General features: G+C 66.4%; 24 protein-coding genes, 1 pseudogene and 1 riboswitch. Of the genes and pseudogenes, 11 read left to right on the top strand and 14 right to left on the bottom strand.

Features of this window, described 5'->3' with window-relative positions; all coding sequences use genetic code 11:
* The first annotated feature begins 8 nt into the window (after nucleotides 1-8).
* From ACTJJM_RS13150 to ACTJJM_RS13135, 4 genes are all read left to right on the top strand, one after another.
* Nucleotides 9-434, top strand: coding sequence for a hypothetical protein (locus ACTJJM_RS13150; protein ID WP_010487173.1), 426 nt, complete (start codon nucleotides 9-11; stop codon nucleotides 432-434).
* Nucleotides 435-491: 57 nt separating this feature from the next.
* Nucleotides 492-929, top strand: coding sequence for a rhodanese-like domain-containing protein (locus tag ACTJJM_RS13145; RefSeq protein ID WP_010487170.1), 438 nt, complete (start codon nucleotides 492-494; stop codon nucleotides 927-929).
* A 99-nt stretch (nucleotides 930-1,028) separates the two neighbouring features.
* Nucleotides 1,029-1,547, top strand: a complete 519-nt coding sequence (gene secB / locus ACTJJM_RS13140) for a protein-export chaperone SecB (RefSeq protein WP_004153553.1) — start codon at nucleotides 1,029-1,031, stop codon at nucleotides 1,545-1,547.
* Between the two features lie 20 nt (nucleotides 1,548-1,567).
* Nucleotides 1,568-2,593, top strand: a complete 1,026-nt coding sequence (locus ACTJJM_RS13135; RefSeq protein ID WP_440865730.1) for an NAD(P)H-dependent glycerol-3-phosphate dehydrogenase — start codon at nucleotides 1,568-1,570, stop codon at nucleotides 2,591-2,593.
* A gap of 142 nt (nucleotides 2,594-2,735) precedes the next feature.
* Here ACTJJM_RS13135 and ACTJJM_RS13130 read toward each other — a convergent pair whose 3' ends face one another.
* The gene (locus ACTJJM_RS13130; RefSeq protein WP_440865750.1) at nucleotides 2,736-3,176 is read right to left on the bottom strand and encodes a YybH family protein; all 441 of its coding nucleotides are present in this window, start codon (nucleotides 3,174-3,176) and stop codon (nucleotides 2,736-2,738) included.
* A 135-nt stretch (nucleotides 3,177-3,311) separates the two neighbouring features.
* Between ACTJJM_RS13130 and ACTJJM_RS13125 the strand changes: the two genes are divergently transcribed.
* Complete coding sequence (locus tag ACTJJM_RS13125; RefSeq protein ID WP_019338210.1) at nucleotides 3,312-3,986, top strand: Ivy family c-type lysozyme inhibitor; 675 nt, start codon at nucleotides 3,312-3,314, stop codon at nucleotides 3,984-3,986.
* 60 nt (nucleotides 3,987-4,046) lie between these two features.
* Here the strand turns inward: ACTJJM_RS13125 and ACTJJM_RS13120 are convergent, their stop codons facing one another.
* The 5 genes and pseudogenes from ACTJJM_RS13120 to ACTJJM_RS13100 all read right to left on the bottom strand — a co-directional run bounded on the left by ACTJJM_RS13120 (nucleotide 4,047) and on the right by ACTJJM_RS13100 (nucleotide 7,247).
* Nucleotides 4,047-4,421 carry a hypothetical protein gene (locus tag ACTJJM_RS13120; RefSeq protein WP_010487161.1) on the bottom strand — a complete coding sequence of 125 codons (375 nt, stop codon included), beginning with the start codon at nucleotides 4,419-4,421 and terminating at the stop codon, nucleotides 4,047-4,049.
* 490 nt (nucleotides 4,422-4,911) lie between these two features.
* Entirely contained in the window at nucleotides 4,912-5,943 is a 1,032-nt protein-coding gene (gene arsB, locus ACTJJM_RS13115) for an ACR3 family arsenite efflux transporter (RefSeq protein WP_010487158.1), read from the bottom strand.
* Nucleotides 5,944-5,956: 13 nt separating this feature from the next.
* Nucleotides 5,957-6,460 (bottom strand): arsenate reductase ArsC, encoded by a 504-nt coding sequence (locus ACTJJM_RS13110; RefSeq protein WP_049480513.1) that lies wholly within the window; start codon nucleotides 6,458-6,460, stop codon nucleotides 5,957-5,959.
* A 36-nt stretch (nucleotides 6,461-6,496) separates the two neighbouring features.
* Nucleotides 6,497-6,916 (bottom strand): annotated as a pseudogene (arsN2, locus tag ACTJJM_RS13105) (arsenic resistance N-acetyltransferase ArsN2); the annotation flags it as partial.
* A gap of 1 nt (nucleotide 6,917) precedes the next feature.
* A complete protein-coding gene (locus tag ACTJJM_RS13100) occupies nucleotides 6,918-7,247 on the bottom strand; it encodes an ArsR/SmtB family transcription factor (RefSeq protein ID WP_049454280.1) in 330 nt (109 codons plus the stop codon).
* A gap of 17 nt (nucleotides 7,248-7,264) precedes the next feature.
* On the opposite strand from ACTJJM_RS13100, the gene arsH reads away from it, so the two are divergent.
* Complete coding sequence (gene arsH / locus ACTJJM_RS13095) at nucleotides 7,265-7,993, top strand: arsenical resistance protein ArsH (protein ID WP_049454282.1); 729 nt, start codon at nucleotides 7,265-7,267, stop codon at nucleotides 7,991-7,993.
* A 23-nt stretch (nucleotides 7,994-8,016) separates the two neighbouring features.
* On the opposite strand, the gene ACTJJM_RS13090 is transcribed toward arsH, so the two are convergent.
* The 3 genes from ACTJJM_RS13090 to ACTJJM_RS13080 form a co-directional block, all read right to left on the bottom strand.
* The gene (locus ACTJJM_RS13090) at nucleotides 8,017-8,703 is read right to left on the bottom strand and encodes a hypothetical protein (RefSeq protein WP_043034949.1); all 687 of its coding nucleotides are present in this window, start codon (nucleotides 8,701-8,703) and stop codon (nucleotides 8,017-8,019) included.
* 157 nt (nucleotides 8,704-8,860) lie between these two features.
* Nucleotides 8,861-9,133, bottom strand: coding sequence for a hypothetical protein (locus ACTJJM_RS13085; RefSeq protein WP_010487149.1), 273 nt, complete (start codon nucleotides 9,131-9,133; stop codon nucleotides 8,861-8,863).
* 212 nt (nucleotides 9,134-9,345) lie between these two features.
* Nucleotides 9,346-10,296: a DUF2268 domain-containing putative Zn-dependent protease gene (locus ACTJJM_RS13080; RefSeq protein ID WP_197576822.1), complete on the bottom strand. Its 951-nt coding sequence runs from the start codon at nucleotides 10,294-10,296 to the stop codon at nucleotides 9,346-9,348.
* Nucleotides 10,297-10,502: 206 nt separating this feature from the next.
* Here ACTJJM_RS13080 and ACTJJM_RS13075 point away from each other — a divergent pair, with 206 nt between their 5' ends.
* The 5 genes from ACTJJM_RS13075 (at nucleotide 10,503) to ACTJJM_RS13055 (ending at nucleotide 14,003) form a co-directional block, all read left to right on the top strand.
* Entirely contained in the window at nucleotides 10,503-11,078 is a 576-nt protein-coding gene (locus ACTJJM_RS13075; protein WP_004134798.1) for an OmpO family porin, read from the top strand.
* Between the two features lie 123 nt (nucleotides 11,079-11,201).
* A complete protein-coding gene (locus ACTJJM_RS13070; RefSeq protein ID WP_109814527.1) occupies nucleotides 11,202-11,969 on the top strand; it encodes a helix-turn-helix transcriptional regulator in 768 nt (255 codons plus the stop codon).
* A 68-nt stretch (nucleotides 11,970-12,037) separates the two neighbouring features.
* Nucleotides 12,038-12,406, top strand: coding sequence for a VOC family protein (locus ACTJJM_RS13065; RefSeq protein ID WP_043034959.1), 369 nt, complete (start codon nucleotides 12,038-12,040; stop codon nucleotides 12,404-12,406).
* Nucleotides 12,407-12,527: 121 nt separating this feature from the next.
* The gene (locus tag ACTJJM_RS13060) at nucleotides 12,528-13,502 is read left to right on the top strand and encodes a Dyp-type peroxidase (protein ID WP_049480473.1); all 975 of its coding nucleotides are present in this window, start codon (nucleotides 12,528-12,530) and stop codon (nucleotides 13,500-13,502) included.
* A gap of 84 nt (nucleotides 13,503-13,586) precedes the next feature.
* Nucleotides 13,587-14,003, top strand: a complete 417-nt coding sequence (locus tag ACTJJM_RS13055) for a hypothetical protein (RefSeq protein ID WP_043400701.1) — start codon at nucleotides 13,587-13,589, stop codon at nucleotides 14,001-14,003.
* Between the two features lie 106 nt (nucleotides 14,004-14,109).
* On the opposite strand, the gene pnuC is transcribed toward ACTJJM_RS13055, so the two are convergent.
* The 5 genes from pnuC to ACTJJM_RS13030 all read right to left on the bottom strand — a co-directional run bounded on the left by pnuC (nucleotide 14,110) and on the right by ACTJJM_RS13030 (nucleotide 20,982).
* Nucleotides 14,110-14,679 carry a nicotinamide riboside transporter PnuC gene (gene pnuC, locus ACTJJM_RS13050; RefSeq protein WP_043400696.1) on the bottom strand — a complete coding sequence of 190 codons (570 nt, stop codon included), beginning with the start codon at nucleotides 14,677-14,679 and terminating at the stop codon, nucleotides 14,110-14,112.
* An 8-nt stretch (nucleotides 14,680-14,687) separates the two neighbouring features.
* Nucleotides 14,688-16,877 carry a TonB-dependent receptor gene (locus ACTJJM_RS13045; RefSeq protein ID WP_440865725.1) on the bottom strand — a complete coding sequence of 730 codons (2,190 nt, stop codon included), beginning with the start codon at nucleotides 16,875-16,877 and terminating at the stop codon, nucleotides 14,688-14,690.
* Between the two features lie 70 nt (nucleotides 16,878-16,947).
* A riboswitch (TPP riboswitch) is annotated at nucleotides 16,948-17,043 on the bottom strand.
* A gap of 43 nt (nucleotides 17,044-17,086) precedes the next feature.
* Nucleotides 17,087-18,211, bottom strand: a complete 1,125-nt coding sequence (locus ACTJJM_RS13040; protein ID WP_043400689.1) for a phosphotransferase enzyme family protein — start codon at nucleotides 18,209-18,211, stop codon at nucleotides 17,087-17,089.
* Between the two features lie 125 nt (nucleotides 18,212-18,336).
* Nucleotides 18,337-18,744 (bottom strand): glycine zipper 2TM domain-containing protein, encoded by a 408-nt coding sequence (locus ACTJJM_RS13035; protein WP_005411889.1) that lies wholly within the window; start codon nucleotides 18,742-18,744, stop codon nucleotides 18,337-18,339.
* Nucleotides 18,745-18,990: 246 nt separating this feature from the next.
* Nucleotides 18,991-20,982: a peptidoglycan-binding protein gene (locus ACTJJM_RS13030; RefSeq protein ID WP_043400719.1), complete on the bottom strand. Its 1,992-nt coding sequence runs from the start codon at nucleotides 20,980-20,982 to the stop codon at nucleotides 18,991-18,993.
* Between the last annotated feature and the right edge of the window lie 90 nt (nucleotides 20,983-21,072).

The following is a 21,072-nucleotide window of genomic DNA, read 5'->3' as shown; positions in this document are numbered from 1 at the left end:
AACCACCGATGCGCCGCCTCATCCAGTTCCTGATGTGTTCCCTGCTGCTGGTCAGCGCCGTGGCGTCGGCCGACGACCTCAGCCGCAAGCAGCGCAAGTTGCTGGAAGAGACCCAGATCGCCTACGGCGCCACCATCCGCTGGGGCAGCATGGACGATGCGATCGGCTATCTGGACCCCACGCTGCGCAAGGAAAAGCCGCCGACCGAGTTCGAGCTCAACCGCTACGCACAGCTGCGCGTGTCGTCCTACCGCGAGCGCAGCAGCGCCGCGCTGGATGGCGGCCTGGTCGAGCGCCGAGTCGAAATCGGGGTGATCAACCAGAACACCCAGGCCGAGCGCACCGTGGTGGTGGTCGAGCGCTGGCGCTGGGACCCGGAAGCCAAGCGCTGGTGGCAGACCGCCGGCCTGCCGGACCTGTGGAAGGGGCAGTGACGGGCCGCGTCCGGCTTGTGCGACAATCGGCGCCCGCTTAATCGACCCGTGACCTGAGTGAATTACGAAGAGTTGCTGGCCTTTGCAGGCCGAAACCCGATGCTGTCCGCGGCCCTGGTCGGCCTGACCGTGGCCATCATCGTCACCGAGATCCGCCGCCTGTTCCGGGGCTTCAAGGGCATCAAGCCCGCCGAACTGACCCAGCTGATCAACGCGGGCGGCACGGTGGTGGTCGACCTGTCGGCCAGCGGTGACTTCGAGAAGGGCCACATTGCCGGCAGCCGCAACGCCCAGGCCAGTGCCTTCGGCCCGGACCACAAGCTGGTGGCCAACGCCAGGCAGTCGCCGGTGGTGCTGGTGTGCCGCAGCGGCAACGCCTCGGAAACCGCCGCCAAGGCGCTGAAGAAGGCCGGTTTCGAGAAGGTCTACGTGCTCGACGGCGGCATTCCCGCCTGGCAGCAGGCCGAGCTGCCGCTGGTCAAGGGCCGCAACTGATTGCCGCAGGTGGCGGATCCGGCCTTGTATGGGCCTGATCCCGCCCCCATCGCAGTAGTTCGACCATCGTTTTCATTGCATTCATTGGAGTTACTGGAAATGTCCGAAGAGATCACCAACGGCGCCGCTGCGCCGGTCGATGCCGCCACCGGCCCCGCTTTCACCGTCGAGAAGATCTACGTCAAGGACGTCTCCTTCGAGTCGCCGAACGCTCCGACCATCTTCAATGACCAGGTGCAGCCGGAGCTGCAGCTGAACCTGAACCAGCAGGTGCAGCGCCTGGGTGAGAACGCCTTCGAAGTCGTGCTGGCCGTGACCCTGACCTGCCAGGCCGGTGAGCGCACCGCCTACGTGGCCGAAGTGAAGCAGGCCGGCGTGTTCGGCCTGGTCGGCCTGGACCCGCAGTCGATCGACGTGCTGCTCGGCACCCAGTGCCCGAACATCCTGTTCCCGTACGTGCGCCAGCTGGTCAGCGACCTGATCCAGGCCGGCGGCTTCCCGCCGTTCTTCCTGCAGCCGATCAACTTCGAAGGCCTGTACGCAGAAACCCTGCGCCAGCGCCAGGAGCAGGGCGACGCACCGTCGCTGGCTGACTCCGAGCCGGCTGGCAACGCCTGATTCCTGCCGCGACGTCACGGATGAGCACTCCCGCTGACAAGATCGCCGTGCTTGGCTCCGGTTCCTGGGGAACCGCGCTGGCCAGCCTGCTCGCACGGCACGGTCACCCGACCGTGCTGTGGGGGCGCGACGCTGCCGTGGTCGAAGCCATCGACCAGCGCCACGAGAACCCGCGTTACCTGCCGGGCATCCCGCTGCCGGACAGCCTGCGTGCCACCACCGACCTGGCGTCGGCGGTGGAGGGCGCGGCCTGGATCCTGGTGGTGACCCCGTCGCACGCCTTCGGTGAAACCGTGCGTGCGCTGGCGCCGCTGCGCCCGGCCGGTGCCGGCGTGGCCTGGGCCACCAAGGGCTTCGAGCCCGGTTCGGGCCGCTTCCTGCATGAAGTAGCGCGCGAAGTGCTGGGTGAGGATGTGCCGCTGGCCGTGGTCACCGGCCCGTCGTTCGCCAAGGAAGTGACCCAGGGCCTGCCGACCGCGATCACCGTGCACGGCGACGTGCCCGAGTTCGCGCAGACGGTGGCCGAAGCGATGCATGGCCCAGCGTTCCGCGCCTACACCGGCGACGACATGGTCGGTGCCGAGCTGGGCGGTGCGATGAAGAACGTGCTGGCCGTTGCCACCGGCGTGGCCGATGGCATGCAGTTGGGCCTGAACGCTCGTGCCGGCCTGATCACGCGTGGCCTCAACGAGATGCTGCGCCTGGCCGCTGCCATCGGCGCCAAGCCGGTAACGCTGATGGGCCTGGCTGGCCTGGGCGATCTGGTGCTGACCTGCACCGGCGACCTGTCGCGCAACCGCCGCCTGGGCCTGGCCCTGGGCCGTGGCCAGACGCTGCAGGATGCCGTGCGCGAAATCGGCCAGGTTGTCGAGTCGGTGCAGACCGCCGACGAAGTGATGCGACAGGCACGCCGCCATGGCATCGACCTGCCGATTTCCGACCGCGTGCGCGCCGTGCTGCACGGCGAGCAGACGCCGGAAGAAGGCCTGCGCGCACTGCTGGCGCGGGAACAGAAACCGGAATACCCGGACACGCTGTTCAAGTGAATCGAAAAACCCCGGCCCAGTGCCGGGGTTTTTTGTGCGCGCCCCATCCACGCATAGCGTGGATCTAGGACGGAACCCGCTTCTGGTAGCTGCCAACCTTGGTTGGTGCCCGGTAGCGCCGGGCCATGCCCGGCGGCATTCATCACCGCGCGCGCGGCCGCGCGTTGCTGTTGTCCATGTCCGAGAAGATCACCCACGGCCCATCCCCCTCACGCTTCAGCGCGAGCGTGAACTTGCCGGTATCGCCCACGTTGTTGCCGTAACTGTAGGCACCGATGATGTAACCCGTGTTTTCTTCCACGGCGTAGGCCAGCGCACGCAACCGCAACGGGCTGCTGCCCTGGCCGGCATACGCGGCCTCGATCGCGCTGCGGCCGCGCACCGGCGGCTGGTTGCTCTGCAGCACAAAGCCATCTTCGGCGAACAGTGCAGCCAGTGCCTTGGCATCACCGGTGCGCCACGCCTGCTCGTAATCGCGCAGTACGCGATCCAGCGGTGCGGGCAGGAGGCGCGCAGACGTCGTGCCTTCTGCATCGTGGGAAATTGCCGGCGTTGCCAGCAGCAGGGCACTGCAGAAGATCATGGCGAGTGGTCTACGGCGCATGCGTCCGGCTCCAGGCGATGACGGGAAGCTGCGAACGCATCCTAGCGCGGTGCTGGTTAGAATCACGCGGCCGCAGATTCGGCGGATGCAGCGCAGATCAGACAAGGACACGGAATGAAGATGCGAATCACAGGGATGGCGATGATGGCCGCGCTGTTGGCAGCCTGCGGACAGGCACCGGAGAAGACTGGCGGGACTGCACCTGCTGCGGCGCCAGCGCCGACCACCGAAGCACCGGCCGCCACGGCCACCGTGGTCGAGAAGGAACCGTCCATCGAAGAAGGCGTGGACCCTGCGGTGTGGGACAACGAAGGCGAGCCGGAAGACCCGGCCGCCGGCGGCGAACTGACCTGCGCGGACAATCCGCTGGCGACCCACTTCTTTACTCTGGTGGGCGGCAACACCGTGGATGACTGCGGCCGCAAGGACCCGAAGGTGCTGGCCGCGTTCGATGCGTTGATGAAGGGCACGCAGGACGCCGAATCCAGCGACAAGGACATTCCGTCGCTGCGCAAGCGCCTGTTGAGCGGACCCAGTGGCCCTGGCGAGCTGCTGGTGCTGCAGGGCGAGCCGTGGTGGTTCTACACCGCCTGCCAGGCCCACGATTGCCCCGGCACCGCGTTGGCGATGTTGTACTCGCCCGATCAGTCGAAGCTGGTCGGCCGTCTTACCGCGCGCTGCCGTGTGTGGTGGCTGGGCGAGCCGACGGCGGAACAGCGTGCGCAGATCGAACAGCGCCAGCCACTGCAGGATGCCGCGTTGAAGGAAGACAGCGTGCTCTGCGAGTGATGTGGCGCGCTCTGCAGCGCCGGGCCGTGCCCGGCGCTGCAGTGAGCGTTGTTCCCCGTATCACCCTTCCGGCCGCATGCGTGCGCTGACCTGTGCGGCCAGCGACAGACTGGCCATCATCAGGCCCTCCATCACGCGGTCGCCCACGTATTCCTCCTCGGGCCCGTTCTGGCGTACGCGCTCGGCAGCCAGCAGCATTTCCAGCGCCACGCGCAGCCCGGCCAACGCACAGTCCGCGTCGGCCAGCGCCATGCGGCGCCCTGGCATCTGATGACGTTCGGGCCAGGGCTGGCCGTCGGCGGCCGCGCCCTTGCCGATGCGGTCGAGCGTGGCGATGAAACCGTGCGGATCGTGCGGGTGCAGTGCTTCCGAGGGCGCGTCCGCGTTGGCGGGCACGTACTGCGCGCGCAGGCGGGAGGATTCGGGTGTGCTCATGGCAAGGGCTCCGTGCAGGACAGACGGTAACCGCCACATAGAGGTGGCGGGCGGAGACGTGGCTCGAAAACCGGGAGATCACGAACAAGACCGGCAGGCGCAAGGCCTCCACGCTCCGCCCGCCATAGCCGGCAGACGGAATGCCAGCCGGCGCCACGCGGGGTGACGCCGGCTGGCAAGCGCAAACAACGTTCGTGATCTAACGGGTTTTCGAGGCCCGGCCACCCATTTTCCGGCGGCCCACCATCTGTACCGCCGTCGCTGCGCAACGCCAATCAGAAGAGTTGCATTCAACGCTGGATCAAAGACGCTTTTGGCATTTTTGCATGCTGTTAAGCCGTCGCAGACGCAGGCGCCGCAACGTCCGTAGCGGCATGGGGAATATGCGACATGGGTCGAAGTTGATGACGTGGCGTACGGGCACTCCACCAGGCCGATGACGACAGTGCGGGGCGAAGAACGTAAATCGACTTCGGCGCACTCCGGTGTGTCAGTGCTCTTCGCGTCTCTCGTACCAGGCTTGAGTACGGTTCACGATCCGCACCACGGACAACATGACCGGCACCTCGATCAGTACACCAACCACCGTCGCCAGCGCAGCCCCCGAATGCACGCCGAACAGTCCCACCGCGGTGGCTACCGCCAGTTCGAAGAAATTGCTGGCACCAATCAACGCCGAAGGGCCGGCCACGCAATGCGCCACGCCCAGGCGACGATTGAGCAGGTAGGCCAGGCCGGAAGTGAAATAGACCTGGATCAGGATCGGCACCGCAATCAGTGCGATCACCAGCGGCTGCTCCACGATCTGTCGGCCCTGGAAGCCGAACAGCAGGACCAGTGTGAGCAGCAGCGCGCACAGCGAGACGGGCCCAAGCTTGCGAAGCACCCGCTGCAATGCCGCCTCGCCACGACGCATCAGTATCCAGCGCCGCAGCAACGCCGCCACCAGCACCGGCACCGCGATGTAGAGGCCCACCGACAGCAGCAGGGTATCCCACGGCACGGTGATCGCGGACAGGCCCAGCAGCAGTGCAACCACCGGCGCGTAGGCAACCACCATGATCGCGTCGTTCAACGCCACCTGGCTCAGGGTGAAGTTGGCATCGCCACGGCACAGGTTGCTCCACACGAACACCATGGCGGTGCAGGGCGCGGCCGCCAGCAGGATCAGCCCGGCGATGTAGCTGTCGATCTGTGCTGCGGGCAACCAGTCGGCGAAGGCATGGCGCAGGAACAGCCAGCCCAGCAGCGCCATTGAGAACGGCTTCACCGCCCAGTTGATGAACAGCGTCACGCCGATGCCCTTCCAGTGCTGCTGCAACTGGCGCATCGCAGTGAAGTCGACCTTCAGCAGCATCGGGATGATCATCAGCCAGATCAGCACCGCAACCGGCAGGTTGACCTTGGCGACCTCTGCGGATGCCAGCGCGGCAAAAGCGCCGGGCAGGAAGTGGCCCAGCAGGGTGCCAGCCGCGATGCACAGCACAACCCACAGCGTCAGGTGTCGCTCGAACAGGCTCATGGCAGTGGCACCGTCACTGCGCGCCGTCGGTCGGCAGCAGCCGGCCGATCCGGTCCAGCGCGTGCTGCAGCGTCGTGCGGTCGGACCACAACGATTCGGGCAGCGCGAGCAATGCACGCAGTCGCAGCTTCACGATGGCATGGGCCTGCGCGAATGCTGCGGCCTTGTCGGCATCGCTACCCGCGACGGCCGCCGGATCGGGCAGGCCCCAGTGGCTGCGGATGAAGTCACCGAACACCACTGGGCAAGCTTCGGCGGCCGCCGAATCGCATACGGTGATGACCAGGTCCATCGGGGCCGCGTCCACGAACACATCCCACGATTTGCTGTGCAGCCCATCGATCGGCATGCCTTCGGCCTGCAGCTGCGCCAGTGCGAACGGATTGACCTGGCCGGTGGGCTGGCTGCCGGCACTGAAGGCGGTGAAGCGATCGCCGCCCCAGGCACGCAAAGTGGATTCGGCAAGCACGCTGCGGGCGCTGTTGCCGGTGCAGAGGAAGAGGACATTGCGGGTCATGTGGCTTCCATGGTCAGTGAGCGGTTTGGACATGCAAAGCGCGCTGGCCGGGCAGAGACGAGTGAACTCGGCAGAGCTGCGGATCGCCTCCGCTATCTGCGCGCGATCACATCCGGCATAGCCGTGCCGCGCGAACCACGTGCCTGCCGATGTTGTCAGCAGCACCAGTTCCCTGACCTGCATACGGCAGGCCACCTCTTCGGCCACTGCCAGCAATGCGCGCCCAAGGCCGGTGCCGCGTCGGTCATCAGACACCACCAGGGAGCGGAGCAGCGCCGAGGCGCCGAAAACCTGCAATCCAACGGCGCCCACGGGGACGCCGTCGAGGTCTGCGACGAAAAACACGACCTTGCTGCTTTCCAGATCGGCCATGGGTAACTGCGCCTGCTGCAGAAGGTCCCGGATGGAGGACAGGTCGTCGCGTGTGCCGGCACGAATCACGGGGTCTGGCTTCATCTCAGCACCTGCATGCCGGTTCGCTCACCGCGCACCGCTCGTCCGGCGAGCCCGCGCAGCAGTTGTGCGTCAGGTACTCGATCAAGCCGTTCATGGCATCGAAGTTGGCCCGATAGCAGACATGGCGGCCCTGGCTTTCGCTCTCCACCAGCCCGGCCTGCACCAGCTCCTTCAGGTGGAAGCTGAGCGTGGCCGGCGGCACGCGCAGGGCCGTGGCGATGTCGCCTGCCATGCGCCCTGCCGGGCCAGCCTCCACCAGCAGGCGGAAGGCAGCCAGGCGGGTGGCATGGCCGAGGGCGGTGAGGGCGGCGATTGCATTCGACGTTTCCATATTTCTAGAATAGTCGAATGAATAAGCCAATCACAAGTGCCCACCTGCCGAACCTGGTAGACGCCTCGCTGCCCCAGCCCGATCACCGCCAGCTTGCCGCCGCAGAGCTGGGGCCACCACGCATCCTCCTGCTCTACGGCTCGCTTCGGCCGCAGTCGTTCAGCCGCAAGCTGGCACTGGAAGCCGAGCGATTGCTGCGCCACCTGGGGTGCGAAACCCGCATGTTCGATCCGCATGCGCTGCCCATGCTCGACAGCGTGGACACGAGCCACCCCGAAGTGCAGCGGTTGCGTGCGTGGTCGCAGTGGTCGGAAGGCCAGGTCTGGGTCAGCCCCGAGCGGCATGGCACGGTCACCGGCGTGTTCAAGAACCAGATCGACTGGTTGCCGCTGGAAGATGGCAGCGTGCGGCCCACGCAGGGCAGGACGCTGGCGGTGATGCAGGTGAGCGGCGGCTCGCAGTCGTTCAACACCGTCAATACGCTACGCGTGCTCGGCCGGTGGATGCGCATGCTGACCATCCCCAACCAGTCATCGGTGGCCAAGGCCTGGCAGGAATTTGATGACGATGGGCGCATGAAGCCCTCGCCGTACTACGACCGCGTGGTGGATGTGATGGAGGAGCTTGTGAAGTTCACGCTGCTGACGCGAGGGCGGTCGGACTACCTGGTGGACCGCTACAGCGAGCGGAAGGGCGACGCGCATGCCGCAGCATTGGCGCGGGCTGCAGGGGCTACGGCTTCCTGAATTCCAATCTGCCGACGAGCGTATTACTTGCTTGCGCGCCGCGCGCCCTTCTCGTCTTCGTCCTTCGCATCCCCGCGGCTCTGCGCGAACTCCGGGAAGGTCTTCGCGATCGAATCCTTGTCCGGCAGGATGTAGAACACGCCGCCCTTCTCGAACATGGGCTGCACGATCTGCCCGTAGAACGCGGGCGAGACATTGATGCAACCGTGGGTGACGCGGTTGTCGTCCGGCGTGGGCGATGCCAGTCGTTCGGCACGCTTTTCCTTCGGGCTGCCCGGCGGCAGCGGGTGCATTGAAACCGCGGAATCGTAATCCACCCACAGCACGCGCCCGGCATCGTCGGAGGGGCCGTAGCCACCGATGAAGCGGCCGGCCGGCGTGGTGCGGTCGTGGCCGGGAATCGCGCTCAGTGCGAGCTTGGCGACGCCGGGTGCGGAATGATCGCCGATAGCCGAACCGAACAGCGCCGGTGCCGCGCCACGCAGCTTGCCGTCACCGCTGAAGATCAGAACCTGCGCCGCCGCCTTGTCCATGACTGCAAACGGATAGCCCTGGTTGTCCTTGCTGGCGACGACCCAGCCGGCCAGTTCGATCACCGTTTCGGACACGCTCTGGTCAGCCGGAAGTTCATCAACGGCGGCTACCGGTGATGCAGGTGCGTCCTTGTCCCTGGCGTTGGCTACGCCGCTGCACGCAACGACCAGTGCCATGGCCAGTGCGGCATGGAGGGCGCGGCGTGCAGGGGAGGAGTAGGTACGAATGAGACGGCTCCTTGCAATGCAGTCTTGGGTGGAAGGACGCCAGTGGCCGGCGAAGGCCACTGGTTCCCGATACAGAGATGGATCAATTCAAGCAGTGAGGGAGCGATTACCCGCGCGGCTTGCGGCCGGCCGGTGCCCTTTCAAGCTGCTGCACGCGGCCTTCGATCTGGTCCAGACGCTGGTTGGCCTGCTGTGCGGACTGGTTGGCGGACTCCGCACTCTGCGCAGCACCCTGCACCTTGACGTCGAGCTGATCGAGACGCGAGTTGATGGTTGCAAACTCGTTCTTGTAAGAGGCGCAGGCGCCAAGGCTGACGGTGGCGATGAGCGCTACAGCAAGTGCGCGGGCCGTCTTCATGTGTTGCGGGTTCAGGTTCATTGCACTCCCTCCTTCGTCTGGGGAAGCTGGAATATAGCGGCGTTTGTTCCCGTCGCTACCAAGCGCTTTCAGCTGGAATTTGAGTACGTGGATGGGCTGTGAAGGCCTGTAAATCAACAAACCTTAACAAGCGGGATCAGGCGAGCTGATCTGCGCCGGTCAAGCGCCTTGTGCCTGTTCAATATCACCCATTCACCAGCATGAAGCCGGCATCACGGTATCTGCGCCTGCGCGCTTTCGCCTGCTCCGCACGCAGGCTGCCATCCACTTGCTTCCAGCAGCGCTGCAGCGTTTCCAGGCTGGACATTCAGCAGTTCGGCGATGGCGTTGCGCGTGTCGGGCGCGCGCGCAACGTAGGCATGGGCAATGCGGTAGCCGATCCAGTAACCGAGATCTCCACGGCGCGCATCGTCGCCGGGGCCGTTGTACAGCCACCTCGAAAGATCGGTGCCCATGCTGTCCTGCAGGAACGCGCGCTCCAGCGCACACTCACGACCCTGCGTCCAACGCTGCAGATGCGCGTTGGCCGGTTGCCCGGAGATCCGTTCGGCCACGTACTCGGCGCCGCCTTCCAGCAGCGTCTGATAGAGCAGGGTGGGCTGCTCGACCTCCACGCGTGCACCAGGCTGTTGCACGTGCACATACTCATGGGCGATCAGATGCACGAAGCGGTCACTGACATCGGCCTGCATCCAGTCGGCGTTGCACAGCGCTTCCAGGCCGATGACCACGCCTGCTTCGGTGGTCACGCCACCACTGTTGCCGCGGCCCACCAGTACGGTGACCGGGGGAAAGCGCGCAGACGGCAACAAGGCGCCCAGCTGATCGACGGCAGCGGCGACGCGCGTGCGGATCGATGGCAATGCGGTCGCGCAGGTTCTCGCTTTCGCAAACAATGCCGGCTTGTCCTGGATGGCCCTGGCCAGCCGCTCCATCGAGCCGATACGGCTGTCGGTGAAGCTGCGCAGGGCATCCGTACCCGCATCCAGATAGCCGTGTTGCAGTTCATCGGCGCTTGGGCGCCCTTGGTTGGCGTCCATCACCTTGAAGAAGCGCGTGACATCGTCTGTCTGCACGACGATGTGCCCGGCAGAAACGATGCGCTCAGCCGCCTGTGCCTGCAGCAGCGCGACCGGCGAGGCGATCAGGATCAGTGCCCACATCAAGCATCGAGCGTGGTGCGTATGAGAAGCCGGCAGCGGTGCCATGCAGAGTTCCCTGAACGCCAGCCTTATTTATACACCAGTCAGTTCAATATTCAGGGTTGATTAGACCCCCTAACGGATAATTCACACCTGTCGACCGCCTCCTTTCTCTCCCCCTCCCGGGAGGCGGTCGACGAAACCAAAATAATTAAAGGTGTGTCCCGATGAACAAGAATTCGCTGCTTGCCCTGGGTCTTCTGGCTGCCCTGCCGTTCGCTGCATCGGCAACCGATGGCCTGTCGTACAACTACGTTGAAGGCGGCTACGTGAACACCGATGCCAAGGGCGGCGACGCCGATGGCTGGAAGGTGAAGGGTTCCGTTGCGGTGCACCCGAACTTCCACGTCTTTGGCGACTACAGCGCCCAGGAAACCGACAAGTTCAAGAATGACGTCGACCAGTGGCGCCTGGGTGTCGGCTACAACTACGGCATCGCACCGAACACCGATCTGGTGGCCCGTGTTGCGTACCAGAAGTACGACGAGAAGCGCGGCCTGGACTTCAACGGCTACTCCACTGAAGTGGGCGTGCGCACCGCGTTCAACCCGTACGTGGAAGGCTACGTGATGGCCGGCTACGAAGATTTCAGCAAGAAGCACGGTTACAACCCGGACGGCGAGTTCTACGGCCGTGTCGGCGCCACCGCCAAGTTCAACCAGAACTGGGGCCTGAGCGGCGAAGTGAAGCTGGCCAAGGCTGGCGACCGCGAGTGGTTCGTGGGCCCGCGCTTCACCTGGTAACAAACGCCTGTCGTTAGTGCGTGTTGTGCTGGCGTGTGACTCTCTCTCTCTCCCACACGCCAACCGAAGCCCGGCCTCGCGCCGGGCTTCACTTTTATGGGCCCTGTAGCGCGACAATGCGGCATGGGCGACTCTTCCCCCCTCGCAGGTACTGGCACGGCCTACCAGGAGCATCCGGCGCCTGCGCCGCTGCGCGGCCACTTTGGCCAGCTGTGGCAGAGCCAGCTTCCTGCCGATGCCGATGGGCACATCACCGTACTGCCCGATGGCTGCGTGGATATCCTCTGGCGCGACGGTGGGTTGTTCGTGGTCGGCCCGGACCGCGTGGCCGCGCACCCGGCGCTGGCACCCGGTGCGCAGGTGCTGGGGGCACGCTTTCGTCCCGGCCAGGCATTGGCCGCGCTGGGCCTGCCCCTGGCCGAGATCATCGGCCAGGCCGTGCCACTGGCCGATCTGAAGGGCGCGTGGGCGAGCAAGGCGGCGGCCTCCATTGGTGACACCGCGCCTGCACAGCGCCTGCAGCGGATGGCGCACTGCCTGCAACAGCATATGGGTGCGTCCGCGCTCGATACCCCGGCGCAGCGTGCACATGCCCTGTTCCAGGCGCTCGCCATTGGTGACGCCACGCTGGATACGCTGGCGGCACGCCTGAGCCTGAGTCCGCGCAGCCTGCGGCGCTTCAGCCAGTCGCAGTTCGGCTACGGCACCAAGACGCTGGAGCGGATCCTGCGCCTGCAACGTTTTCTTCGCCACAGCCGCGCGCTGCCGCAGCACTCGCTGGCGATGCTGGCCGCCGAGGCTGGCTATGCCGACCAGGCCCATCTCAGTCGCGAGGCGCGTGAGCTGGGTGGCATGACAGCACGCGAACTGCGCCTCGAATGGGGCCAATGATGGCCGTTTCGTTCAAGACCTCGATGCCGCGCTGATTGAAGCTGGGGCTCCCACCACGGAGCCACGCCATGAGCCACGTCGCACCCCACGATGCCGAATGCCGCATCGACAACATCGAATTCAACGTCGCCGACATTGCCCGCAGCAAACGCTTCTACGGCGAGGTGTTCGGTTGGCACTTCACCGACTACGGGCCGGCCTACACCGAGTTCGACGATGGCCGCCTGAAAGGCGGCTTCGTGGCCGACGCGCCGGTGCGTGCCCACGGCGGGCCGCTGGTGATCCTCTACTGCGCGGACCTGGCCGATGCACAGCAGCGTGTGACTGCCGCTGGGGGCGAGGTGGTGCAGGCGGTGTTCGCGTTCCCCGGTGGCCGCCGCTTCCAGTTCCGCGATCTGGATGGCTACGAGTTGGCGGTCTGGAGTGATGTGGATTGAGGTCTTCGTACCTCCGCTGGTGGACGGAACGAGAACCGCTCCGTCCCCGGCCAGGTGGTTCCGCTATGATCGCCCGCACATCGCCACGCGATGCGCCCGCCTCAAGCCAGCAGGAACCGCCGTGAACTCCCAGCCCGCACCGATCACCGCCCTCAACCACACGCTCGACAACGAGCCGCAGCAGATCACTGCGCCACTGACCCATTCGGCGGCGTTCCTGGTGCTGAAGGTGAAGGACGACGAGGCGTCGATCGCGAAGGCACGCGAGGTCCTGGCCAGCACCGATGACCTGATCAAGAACACCGCCATCCGCGAGATCGAGCGCACCTTCACCTGCAACGTGGCCATTGGTCACCGCGTGTGGAAGCCGCTGGTGGGCACCACGCCGCCGCGTGAGCTGCAGCCGTTCCGCGAGATCAAGGGCGCGACCCACACCGCCGTGTCCACGCCGGGTGACCTGCTGTACCACATCCGTGCACGCACCATGGACCTGATCGTGGCGTTCGAGCGCAACCTGCTGATGGCCTTCGGCGATGCGGTGGAAGCGGTCGATGACGTAGCCGGTTTCCGCTATTTCGATGGCCGCGATCTGCTCGATTTCGTCGATGGCACCGCCAATCCGGAAGGGCTGTCGCTGCCGGAAGCCACCATCGTGGGCGAAGAAGATCCCGAACATGCCGGTGGCAGCTATGTGGTGGTGCAGAAGTACCTGCACAACCTTGATGCCTGGCGCGCACAGAAGACCGAGGCGCAGGAAGCGATCATCGGCCGCACCAAGCACGACAACATCGAGCTGGATGATGCGCCGGCGGATGCGCAGAAGTCGCACAAGACCCTGTGCACCATTGAAGACGCCGACGGCGAGCACGAGATCCTGCGCGACAACATGCCGTTCGCCAACCCGGGCCGTGGCGAGTACGGCACCTATTTCATTGGTTACACCCGCCGCCTGTGGGTGATCGAGAAGATGCTCGAGCGCATGTTCATCGGCAATCCCGCGCCGCTGCACGACCGCATCCTCGATTTCTCCACCGCCACCACCGGCGTGACCTTCTTCGCGCCCTCGCGCAAAGTGCTGGCCGATCTGGGCGATTGATCGCGCCGGGCAGCGGCGACCGCCATCTGCCTGTCATCTACCGCCCCGACCATCTGCTGTTGGATGCGAGTGCAGGAGCAGGTGATGGCCATGACAGGGAACAGAACCGGCATGCGCCGCTGGTGGCGGCCGCTGGCCGCGTTGTTCGGTGCGCTGGCACTGGGGAGCGCTGCGGTGTCCGCGCAGGAAGCTCCTGCACACTGGATGGCCTATGCCGCCGCCGTGGGGGGCCAACTGCAGCAGCGCCTGCAGCAGGAGCAGGACCCGCAGGCGCAGCGCGTGCTGGAATGGCTGCAGGCACATCCGGACGCACCGACGCCGCTGCCGGTGAGCGTGTGGATCGCGGCGGATGGCCGCATCTCGAAGCTGGAATTCGACAGCCTGGGCGATGCCCAGGTTGATGCAGACCTGCGCGCGACCCTGCAGGCAGCGCCGTTGCAGGCGGCGCCACCGGCCGACATGCGCCAGCCGCTGCGGCTGGGCCTGGTGCTTACCCAGTAGATCCACACCATGCGTGGATATGCCTGGTAGATGCCGACCTTGGTCGGCAGGCACGCCAACCAAGGTTGGCGACTACCGGTGGCCCCCAGCCACGCATGGCGTGGCTCTACTGCGTTGCCACCTGCGGTTCACGCGCGGCCGCGCTCCATGCGCGCAGGCCGAACACGGCCAGGCCGAGGAAGAACACGTACAGCGCGGCGGTCACGTGCAGCGACTTGAACAGGTACGCACCCACATAGACCACGTCCACCGCGATCCACACCCACCAGCAGGCCACGTGGCGGCGTGCCTGCCACCACTGGCCGACCAGGCTCAGCGCGGTCAGCATCGCGTCCAGCCAGGGCAGTGCGGCATCGGTGAAGGTATGCATGGCCGCACCCAGCGCCACGCCACCACACAGGCCGATGGCCAGGTCGCGCAGCAGCTTGCCGCGCGCCAGCGGCACGATGCGGATGCTGCCCTCATCGGCGGCATGCTGCCGCCAGTTGAGCCAGCCGTAGATCAGGAAGCCACCGAAGGCGACCTGCAGCAGGGTGTCCGAGTACAGCTTGGCCTCGGCGAATACCAGCCCGTACAGCGTCACCGACAGCAGGCCCACCGGCCACGCCACCAGCCGGCGCCGGGCCATCAGCCAGACGCCAAGGATGCTGCACAGTGCGGCGGTCCACTCGAGCATCACGCCGCTCACAGCGCGAACGTCACCGACAGGCGGGCCTGTCGCGGTGCGCCGGGGAACAGGTAGTAGTCACCGCCGCTGCTGCCGGTATCGCGCCAGTAGAAGCGGTTGAACACGTTGTCCACCGACAGGTTCCAGGTCACCGCACGCTCGTGCAGGCGATGCTGGAAGCGCAGACCAGCGTCGAACACCGAGTAGTCCGGTGCGCGCACGCCGCCGTCGGCACGTGCGACGTTGGCACCGGCATAACGCCAGCCGCCAGTGACATCCAGGCCCTGCACGAACGGCAGCGCATAGGCCACATGCACGCTGGCCCGCACCTTCGGCACATTCACCAGCTGATGGCCTTCATAAGCCGGCGTGCCTGTGTCGCGCGCACGCGCCTGCAGCACGCTGGCACTGGCCACGATCTGCAATGCGTCGGTCAGCTGGCCGTTGGCGGTCAGCTCCAGGCCGGTGTGGGCCTGGGTGCCTTCCTCGACGAAGGTGTAGCCCACGTCGCTGTTGTCCGGCTTGGCGTACTGGTACGGCTGCGAAATGCGGAACACGGCCGCACCCAGGGTCAACGCCTCGACCGGTACGTACTTCACGCCCACTTCCAGCTGGCGCGACTGCACCGACGGCAGGAAGGTGTCGGCATTGCTGGTCCAGAACGGCGCTTCCTGGCCCAGCGAAATGCCACGCACGTAACTGGCATAGGCGTTGAGCTGGTCGGTGGCCTTCCACACCAGCGCGGTCTGCGGCAGGAAGCGCGACAGGCGGCTGTGGCGCTGCGGGGTGCCGCGCTTGTCGTAGGCGCGCTCGTCGAGGCGCACGAAGCGGCCACCGGCCAGCCACTGCCAGTCGTCACCGAAGCTGATCCGGTCCAGCGCGAAGAAGGCGGTCTGGCGGCTGTCCAGGCGACGTGCGGACGGGCCGGGCATCTTCGGCGACGGCTCGAACACCGGCACCGGTGCCTCGTGGATGTTGGTGGTGCCGACGTACTCGTTGACGCTGGGGCGCTTGTCCACGGTGCGGCGGAAGTAGTCGGCACCGAGGGTCAGCTCATGGCCGACGCTGCCGGTCTCGAAACGGCCGCGCAGCTCGGCACGGGCCTGCTGGTTGCGGCGGGTGTCGTCCGGGCTGCGGTAGTCGTAGACGTCGTAGTCGCCATTGGGCGCGAAGTAGTTGCCCGGCACGCTGCCATCGGCGCATTGCGTGGCGTAGTAGCAGCCGTAGGCGAAGGCGACGTTGTCGTCGATCACCGACCGGCTGTGGCCGACCGACACGCGCGACTGCCAGGCGTCATTGAAGTCGTAGGTGTGCAGTGCGCTGATGTTGGTGCTGGCGATATCCACCGGGCGCTGCCACGGCTGGTAGCCGAGCAGGTGCTCGCGGTCGACGCCGCGCGGCAGGTCACGCGCGCCCAGCAGCTGGTAGCCGGACACCGAACGCTGCGAGCTGGTCTGGTAATTGGCGTCCACCTCCAGCTTGCCGCGTTCGCCGATCAGCCAGTCGGTCGCGAGCGAGTAGAAATTGCGGCGGCCATCGGCGTGCTCGACATAGGAATTGCTGGAATCCCACGCGGCATTCAGGCGCAGGCCGAAGCGCGGGGTGATCCAGTGGCCGACATCGACGGCGACGTAGCGCGAGCCTTCCGAATCGGTACCGAGCGTGGCGGTGCGCACTTCGGCCGGGCGCTTGCCGATGTAGTTGATGATGCCGCCGGGCGCCATCACGCCTGCGGCCAGGCCGGCTTCACCCTTGAGGATCTCCACCGACTGCACGTTCTCCAGCGCCAGGCGCTGTTCGCCGGCGATGGACAGGCCGTTGAAGCGGTAGCCGGTGGCGGCGTCCAGCGCGAAGCCACGGATGGCGATGTTCTGGTAGTAGCCCACCGGCGCATACGCATCACCCAGCGAGGCATCGTTGCTGGCCAGCTCGGACAGCGAACGCACCTGGCGGCGATCGAGGTAATCGCGCTCGAGCACGTTCACCGAGGCCGGCGTGTCCTTCCAGCTGCCGCCACCGAAGGCGTTCACGCGCGAGGTATCGGCCTTCGGTTTGCCGGCCTGCACGCGCACCGCTGCCAGTTCGGTCGGCGAGCGTTCGGCGCCATTGGCAGCCGCATCAGGGGACGCCTCGGCCTCGCTGGCGTGCAGCGGCAGCGCGGCGCAGAGGGCGAGGGAGAGCAGGGTGGGGCGAAGGCAGCGGTTCATTCGATTCGTCTTCGGACAACAAGGGAGACGAAGCGACGGCGCGCAGGTGCACCGGCCCATGACGGGGGTGTGGCTGCGGCTCAAAGCTCCCTACGCCGGTGCAAACCGGATCAGGTTCCAAGGGACTCTCTCAGCCTGGCAGATCCAGGCACCCCCGCTTCAGGTGACCATTTCACTACAAATGGTACGGATTTGCGAGCCGGCGCCCTTCAGGCTGCCGCGTGCAGGGCCTGCAGCAGTGCCTGTCCCGGCGCGCTGTGGAACCACGCCGGGTGCCCCAGCATGAAGGGCTGCCACGCCACGTCGGCATTCGCGGTCGAGCCGGTGACACCTTCGAAGTACTCCACTTCGGACAGTGCGAAGTCGAAATGGACCACCGGCAGCAGGTCGGCCAGCAGGTGCACGCGTGCCGCCGACAGCGGCAGTACCTGGCGGTAGCCGTCGAGCAGGGCCAGCGCGATATCGATGCGCACCGCCTCCATGCCGCGCTCCAGCTCCAGCCACGCCACCGCGTTGCGCTCGATCGCGGTGGCGAGGTCGAACAGTGCGCTGGTGGGCGAGGCCAGGCCGAAATCCAGCACGGTACTGATCTGCCCATCGCGCCACAGCAGGTTGGAAACATGCCAGTCGTTGTGGGCCCACAGCCGCGGCTCGTCGCGCAGGCGCTTGGCCAGGCCGGCATGCCACGGCAACACGTCACGCTGCAGCTGCGCTTCCCACGGAATGCGCGCGAGATAGCGGGCCAGCCCGGGGCGCTCGTGCAGCCCTGCCTTGATGGCCGCGACCGGATCGTCGGCGCGGATCAGATCGTCGCGCGCGACCAGCACATGGGTGCTGCGCTGCGCCGAGTGATAGCTGGCCGCAGCGCGGTGCAGCTGTGCGAGTGCGCGCCCGGCTTCGCGGGCCTGTGCGACATCGGTCAGCAGCGACCACGACACGGCGTCGCGGTACAGGTCCTCACCGACGCCAACCGCATGCAGCTCGAAGGTCCATTCGCCATGCTCGACGGCGCTGTGGCCATCGGCCGCTGGCAGCACCTGCACCACCGGCACGCCCGCTGCGGCGAGATGGGCGATGAAGCGGTGTTCTTCTTCCAGGCAGGCCGCACTGCGCACGTTGTGGTGGTGGCGCTTGATGAACACCGCGCCGTCCACACCGTCGACGATCGCGGCGGCCGACAGCGGTCGGGGGCTGTGCCAGCGCGGTTGGCTGTGCTCGCCCAGCTGCGGGTAACGCCGGCGCAGCCACGCGATGTCCGCCGCGCTGATCGGTGGCCAGTCGGCAGCGACCTCGTCGTTGTTGAGGCCCTGCACGCGGTGGGAAGAAGAAGTCATGCCGCAGCCCCGGTGGGGAAAGTCACATCCAAGGCTGCGCATTCAACGCCATGCACGCGGCCAACGCAAACGGGCGGGTCATCGACCCGCCCGTCCGTGCATCGGCATGGGAGATGCCGCGCTGCTTACCAGCCGCGATGGCGACCGCGGTCGTGGTAGTAGCGGTTGTCGTAGTAGCGCTCGCGCTGCCAGCGACGGTCGTCACCGCGGTCGTAGTAGCCGCTGCGGTAGTAGCCACGGTCGTAACGGCGATCGTAGCGGTCGTCGTAACGACGATTATCGTAGTAACGGCGGTCGCGGCGGTCGGAGGTGGTCAGGTTGCCGATCGCCCCGCCGGCCACGGCGCCGCCCACGGTGGCCGCAGGATCGCCGTTGGAGAGCAGGTTGCCGGCCACGCCACCGACCACGGCGCCGACCAGGGTGCGCTTGTCCTTCCTCGACATCGCGCTGGCATCGCTGACCACGGCCACACCGGCCACCAGTGCCAGAGCCATCGCCAGACCACGGAAGCTGAGTGCGGAAGTACTGAGCATGTTCGTTCTCCTGTGAGGTGCATGCCACGCTGGGCAGGGAGGGCGTGGGGCGCCCCGGCTGCCGTGGAGACCACGCTGGCGTTCCAACATTGCCGGAACATTGCCTGGTCCACCGTGCGGCTTGCGCATTCATCTAGCGGCAGGCGGCATGAAGCAAGGCTGAAAGCGGCCTCGGCCGCTCAGCTGGCAGAAAGGGAAAAGGCCACGCGGACGTGGCCCTCCCTTCTCTCCCAAGGCGCTGCGGGCTTAGACGCCCATCGCCTTCTGTGCCTGCCGGGCCTGCTCCTGCTGGGCATCCTGCTGCTGGTGCAGCACGTTCGGCGCGCCCTGCACGGCACCGCTGCTGAGTGCCAGGCTCTGCTCGCTGGCGGCACGGGTATCCACCGCCACGCGGCTGGCGGCGGGGTCACCGATCGTGCCCTGCACGGCAAACAGGCGCTCACCGTTCGGGCTCGGCACCACCGTGTCGATGCGCTGCAGGCCGGCGGCATGCGCCTCCTTGGTCAGGGCCGCAGCGGCGCTTTCCAGCGCGTGGCGATCCTTGAAGGTGCCTGCCGGCATCAGTTCCAGACCCTTGCTGGCCTGGATGAACAATGGATTGCGCGGGTGCCGCTCGTCGTTCAGCAACGGCCGTTCGCGTGCGTCCTTGATCGCCTCCAGAGTCTTCGCCCCGACAATGCCGTCGGCCACCAGGCCGTTGTCCTTCTGCAGCTGGCGCACCGCCGCGTCGGTGTTGCGGCCGAAGCGGCCATCCTCGACCAGCGGCTTGCCGTCGGCACCGACGTAGCCGAGGTGGCCCAGCTGCTCCTGCACCCTGCGCACGCCCTCGCTGTGCGCACCCTGCTTGTACAGTTCGGCGTGCGGGGTGGCAGCGGCCTTGTGCTCGGCCGCAGGCTTGCCCTGTGTCTGCTCGTGCGACTGGGTGCGGTTTTCCAGCAGGTCGCGCGCCTTGGACAGCGGATCGGAGGCGTACAGCTTCCAGTTCGGGTGTTCCTTCACCTGCTTGAGGTAGTCCTCGACCGGCATGGTGTGCACGCCCTTGCTGCCGGTGGACTGGCTGATCAGCAGCTTGTCGGTGTTGGGGTCGCGCACCACCATCACAATGTGGTCGATGCCGTTCCAGTGCTCATGGCGGGTCTTGGCCGTATCCAGGCCGATGATCATGCCTTCCTTCAGCGCATCGGGCTTCAGGATCGCGTCGCGGTCCAGCAGCACGCCGGACTGGTCGAACGCCTTGCGCACGATGCCGCCGGAACCCAGGTTGCCCAGGTCGATGCGATCAGCCTTGCTGAACACCGCATGCCCGGCCTTCTGGTTGATCTCGTCCATGGTCCGGTTCTGCAGCGTGCCGACCCAACCGGAACAGTCGATGTAACCCTGCTCCACGTTCTTGCCGGTCTTGCCCGGCACGTACAGCGCGTGACCCGGGATGTTGATGGCGTACTTGACGTGGTCGTACTTCACGCCGGCCTCGTAGGCGGCCTGCAGTTCGATGCCCGGCTTCGGCGCGGCAGCGGCTGTTGCGGTTGCCGCCAACGTGGCAGCACCGGCCGCTACGGCTGCGCTGACCTGTGCGGGCGCTGCCGCGGTCTGGCCCTGGCCCTGCGCCACCGCCTGCGGTTCGATGTTCTTTTCCGGAATGCTGATCGCCGCGTACTTGTGGATGTAGTAGCTGGAGAACGTCCGCGCCAGGTCGCCATCGTTCATGCCGCGCATCTCGGCCAGGGTGTGGCCGGTCAGCGCCTTCGCGTCGGAACCGATCTGGTTCAGCACGTTGCGGCGCATGTTGATCTCTTCGCCGTGGCTGTTGCGCACCACGCCGAAGGTGCCGGTGGCAATGGCGGTCTGCACCGAGCCATAGCCGGCGCTGCCCTGCTGGTGGGCCAGGTACAGGTCCAGGCCGGTGGGCGTGTTGCCACCGGACAGGTACGGGTTGCCGGTGCGCTCGTTGCGGCGCGCCATCGAGTCCAGGTTGTCCTGGTACATCTGCGCGGCCGCCTCGGTGTTGCGGGTGGGGTCGAACTCGTGGCCGGTCAGGTGGTACTGGCGCGCGGAGCCGGGCACGAACTGGAACAGGCCCTTGGCGCCGGACGAGGTGTTGTGGGCGCGCTCGTTGAAGGTGCCGCCCGTCTCGATGTGCGCGAAGCGCATGAAGTCATCGACCGGAATGCCTTTCTGCCGGGCGACCTGCTCGACGATGTCCAGGACTTCCTTTCTGCTGTAGTCATGCTGTGCCATGACGTTTTCCTCGGGGTTGATGGAGCGGCGCATGCCGCGAATCGCCAACCGGACTCATCCGTGAGTCAAGAACATGTCGGTCAACAGGGA

It is taken from the genome of Stenotrophomonas sp. 22692 (assembly GCF_052045015.1).
Lineage (GTDB): Bacteria > Pseudomonadota > Gammaproteobacteria > Xanthomonadales > Xanthomonadaceae > Stenotrophomonas > Stenotrophomonas geniculata.
The sequence above is the reverse complement of the archived record's forward strand: the minus strand, read 5'-3'. Positions and strand labels throughout refer to the sequence as shown.

Bases quoted from the DNA above. Each gene is read 5' to 3' on its own strand.
- ACTJJM_RS13080 (WP_197576822.1), bottom strand. From the start codon at position 10,296: ATGTGGGCACTGATCCTGATCGCCTCGCCGGTCGCGCTGCTGCAGGCA.
- secB (WP_004153553.1), top strand. From the start codon at position 1,029: ATGTCCGAAGAGATCACCAACGGCGCCGCTGCGCCGGTCGATGCCGCC.
- ACTJJM_RS13075 (WP_004134798.1), top strand. From the start codon at position 10,503: ATGAACAAGAATTCGCTGCTTGCCCTGGGTCTTCTGGCTGCCCTGCCG.
- arsH (WP_049454282.1), top strand. From the start codon at position 7,265: ATGAATAAGCCAATCACAAGTGCCCACCTGCCGAACCTGGTAGACGCC.
- ACTJJM_RS13035 (WP_005411889.1), bottom strand. From the start codon at position 18,744: ATGCTCAGTACTTCCGCACTCAGCTTCCGTGGTCTGGCGATGGCTCTG.
- pnuC (WP_043400696.1), bottom strand. From the start codon at position 14,679: ATGCTCGAGTGGACCGCCGCACTGTGCAGCATCCTTGGCGTCTGGCTG.
- ACTJJM_RS13130 (WP_440865750.1), bottom strand. From the start codon at position 3,176: ATGATCTTCTGCAGTGCCCTGCTGCTGGCAACGCCGGCAATTTCCCAC.
- ACTJJM_RS13030 (WP_043400719.1), bottom strand. From the start codon at position 20,982: ATGGCACAGCATGACTACAGCAGAAAGGAAGTCCTGGACATCGTCGAG.
- ACTJJM_RS13055 (WP_043400701.1), top strand. From the start codon at position 13,587: ATGGCCATGACAGGGAACAGAACCGGCATGCGCCGCTGGTGGCGGCCG.
- ACTJJM_RS13120 (WP_010487161.1), bottom strand. From the start codon at position 4,421: ATGAGCACACCCGAATCCTCCCGCCTGCGCGCGCAGTACGTGCCCGCC.
- ACTJJM_RS13085 (WP_010487149.1), bottom strand. From the start codon at position 9,133: ATGAACCTGAACCCGCAACACATGAAGACGGCCCGCGCACTTGCTGTA.
- ACTJJM_RS13100 (WP_049454280.1), bottom strand. From the start codon at position 7,247: ATGGAAACGTCGAATGCAATCGCCGCCCTCACCGCCCTCGGCCATGCC.
- ACTJJM_RS13150 (WP_010487173.1), top strand. From the start codon at position 9: ATGCGCCGCCTCATCCAGTTCCTGATGTGTTCCCTGCTGCTGGTCAGC.
- ACTJJM_RS13125 (WP_019338210.1), top strand. From the start codon at position 3,312: ATGAAGATGCGAATCACAGGGATGGCGATGATGGCCGCGCTGTTGGCA.
- ACTJJM_RS13110 (WP_049480513.1), bottom strand. From the start codon at position 6,460: ATGACCCGCAATGTCCTCTTCCTCTGCACCGGCAACAGCGCCCGCAGC.
- ACTJJM_RS13045 (WP_440865725.1), bottom strand. From the start codon at position 16,877: ATGAACCGCTGCCTTCGCCCCACCCTGCTCTCCCTCGCCCTCTGCGCC.
- arsB (WP_010487158.1), bottom strand. From the start codon at position 5,943: ATGAGCCTGTTCGAGCGACACCTGACGCTGTGGGTTGTGCTGTGCATC.
- ACTJJM_RS13135 (WP_440865730.1), top strand. From the start codon at position 1,568: ATGAGCACTCCCGCTGACAAGATCGCCGTGCTTGGCTCCGGTTCCTGG.
- ACTJJM_RS13065 (WP_043034959.1), top strand. From the start codon at position 12,038: ATGAGCCACGTCGCACCCCACGATGCCGAATGCCGCATCGACAACATC.
- ACTJJM_RS13090 (WP_043034949.1), bottom strand. From the start codon at position 8,703: ATGGCACTGGTCGTTGCGTGCAGCGGCGTAGCCAACGCCAGGGACAAG.
- ACTJJM_RS13070 (WP_109814527.1), top strand. From the start codon at position 11,202: ATGGGCGACTCTTCCCCCCTCGCAGGTACTGGCACGGCCTACCAGGAG.
- ACTJJM_RS13040 (WP_043400689.1), bottom strand. From the start codon at position 18,211: ATGACTTCTTCTTCCCACCGCGTGCAGGGCCTCAACAACGACGAGGTC.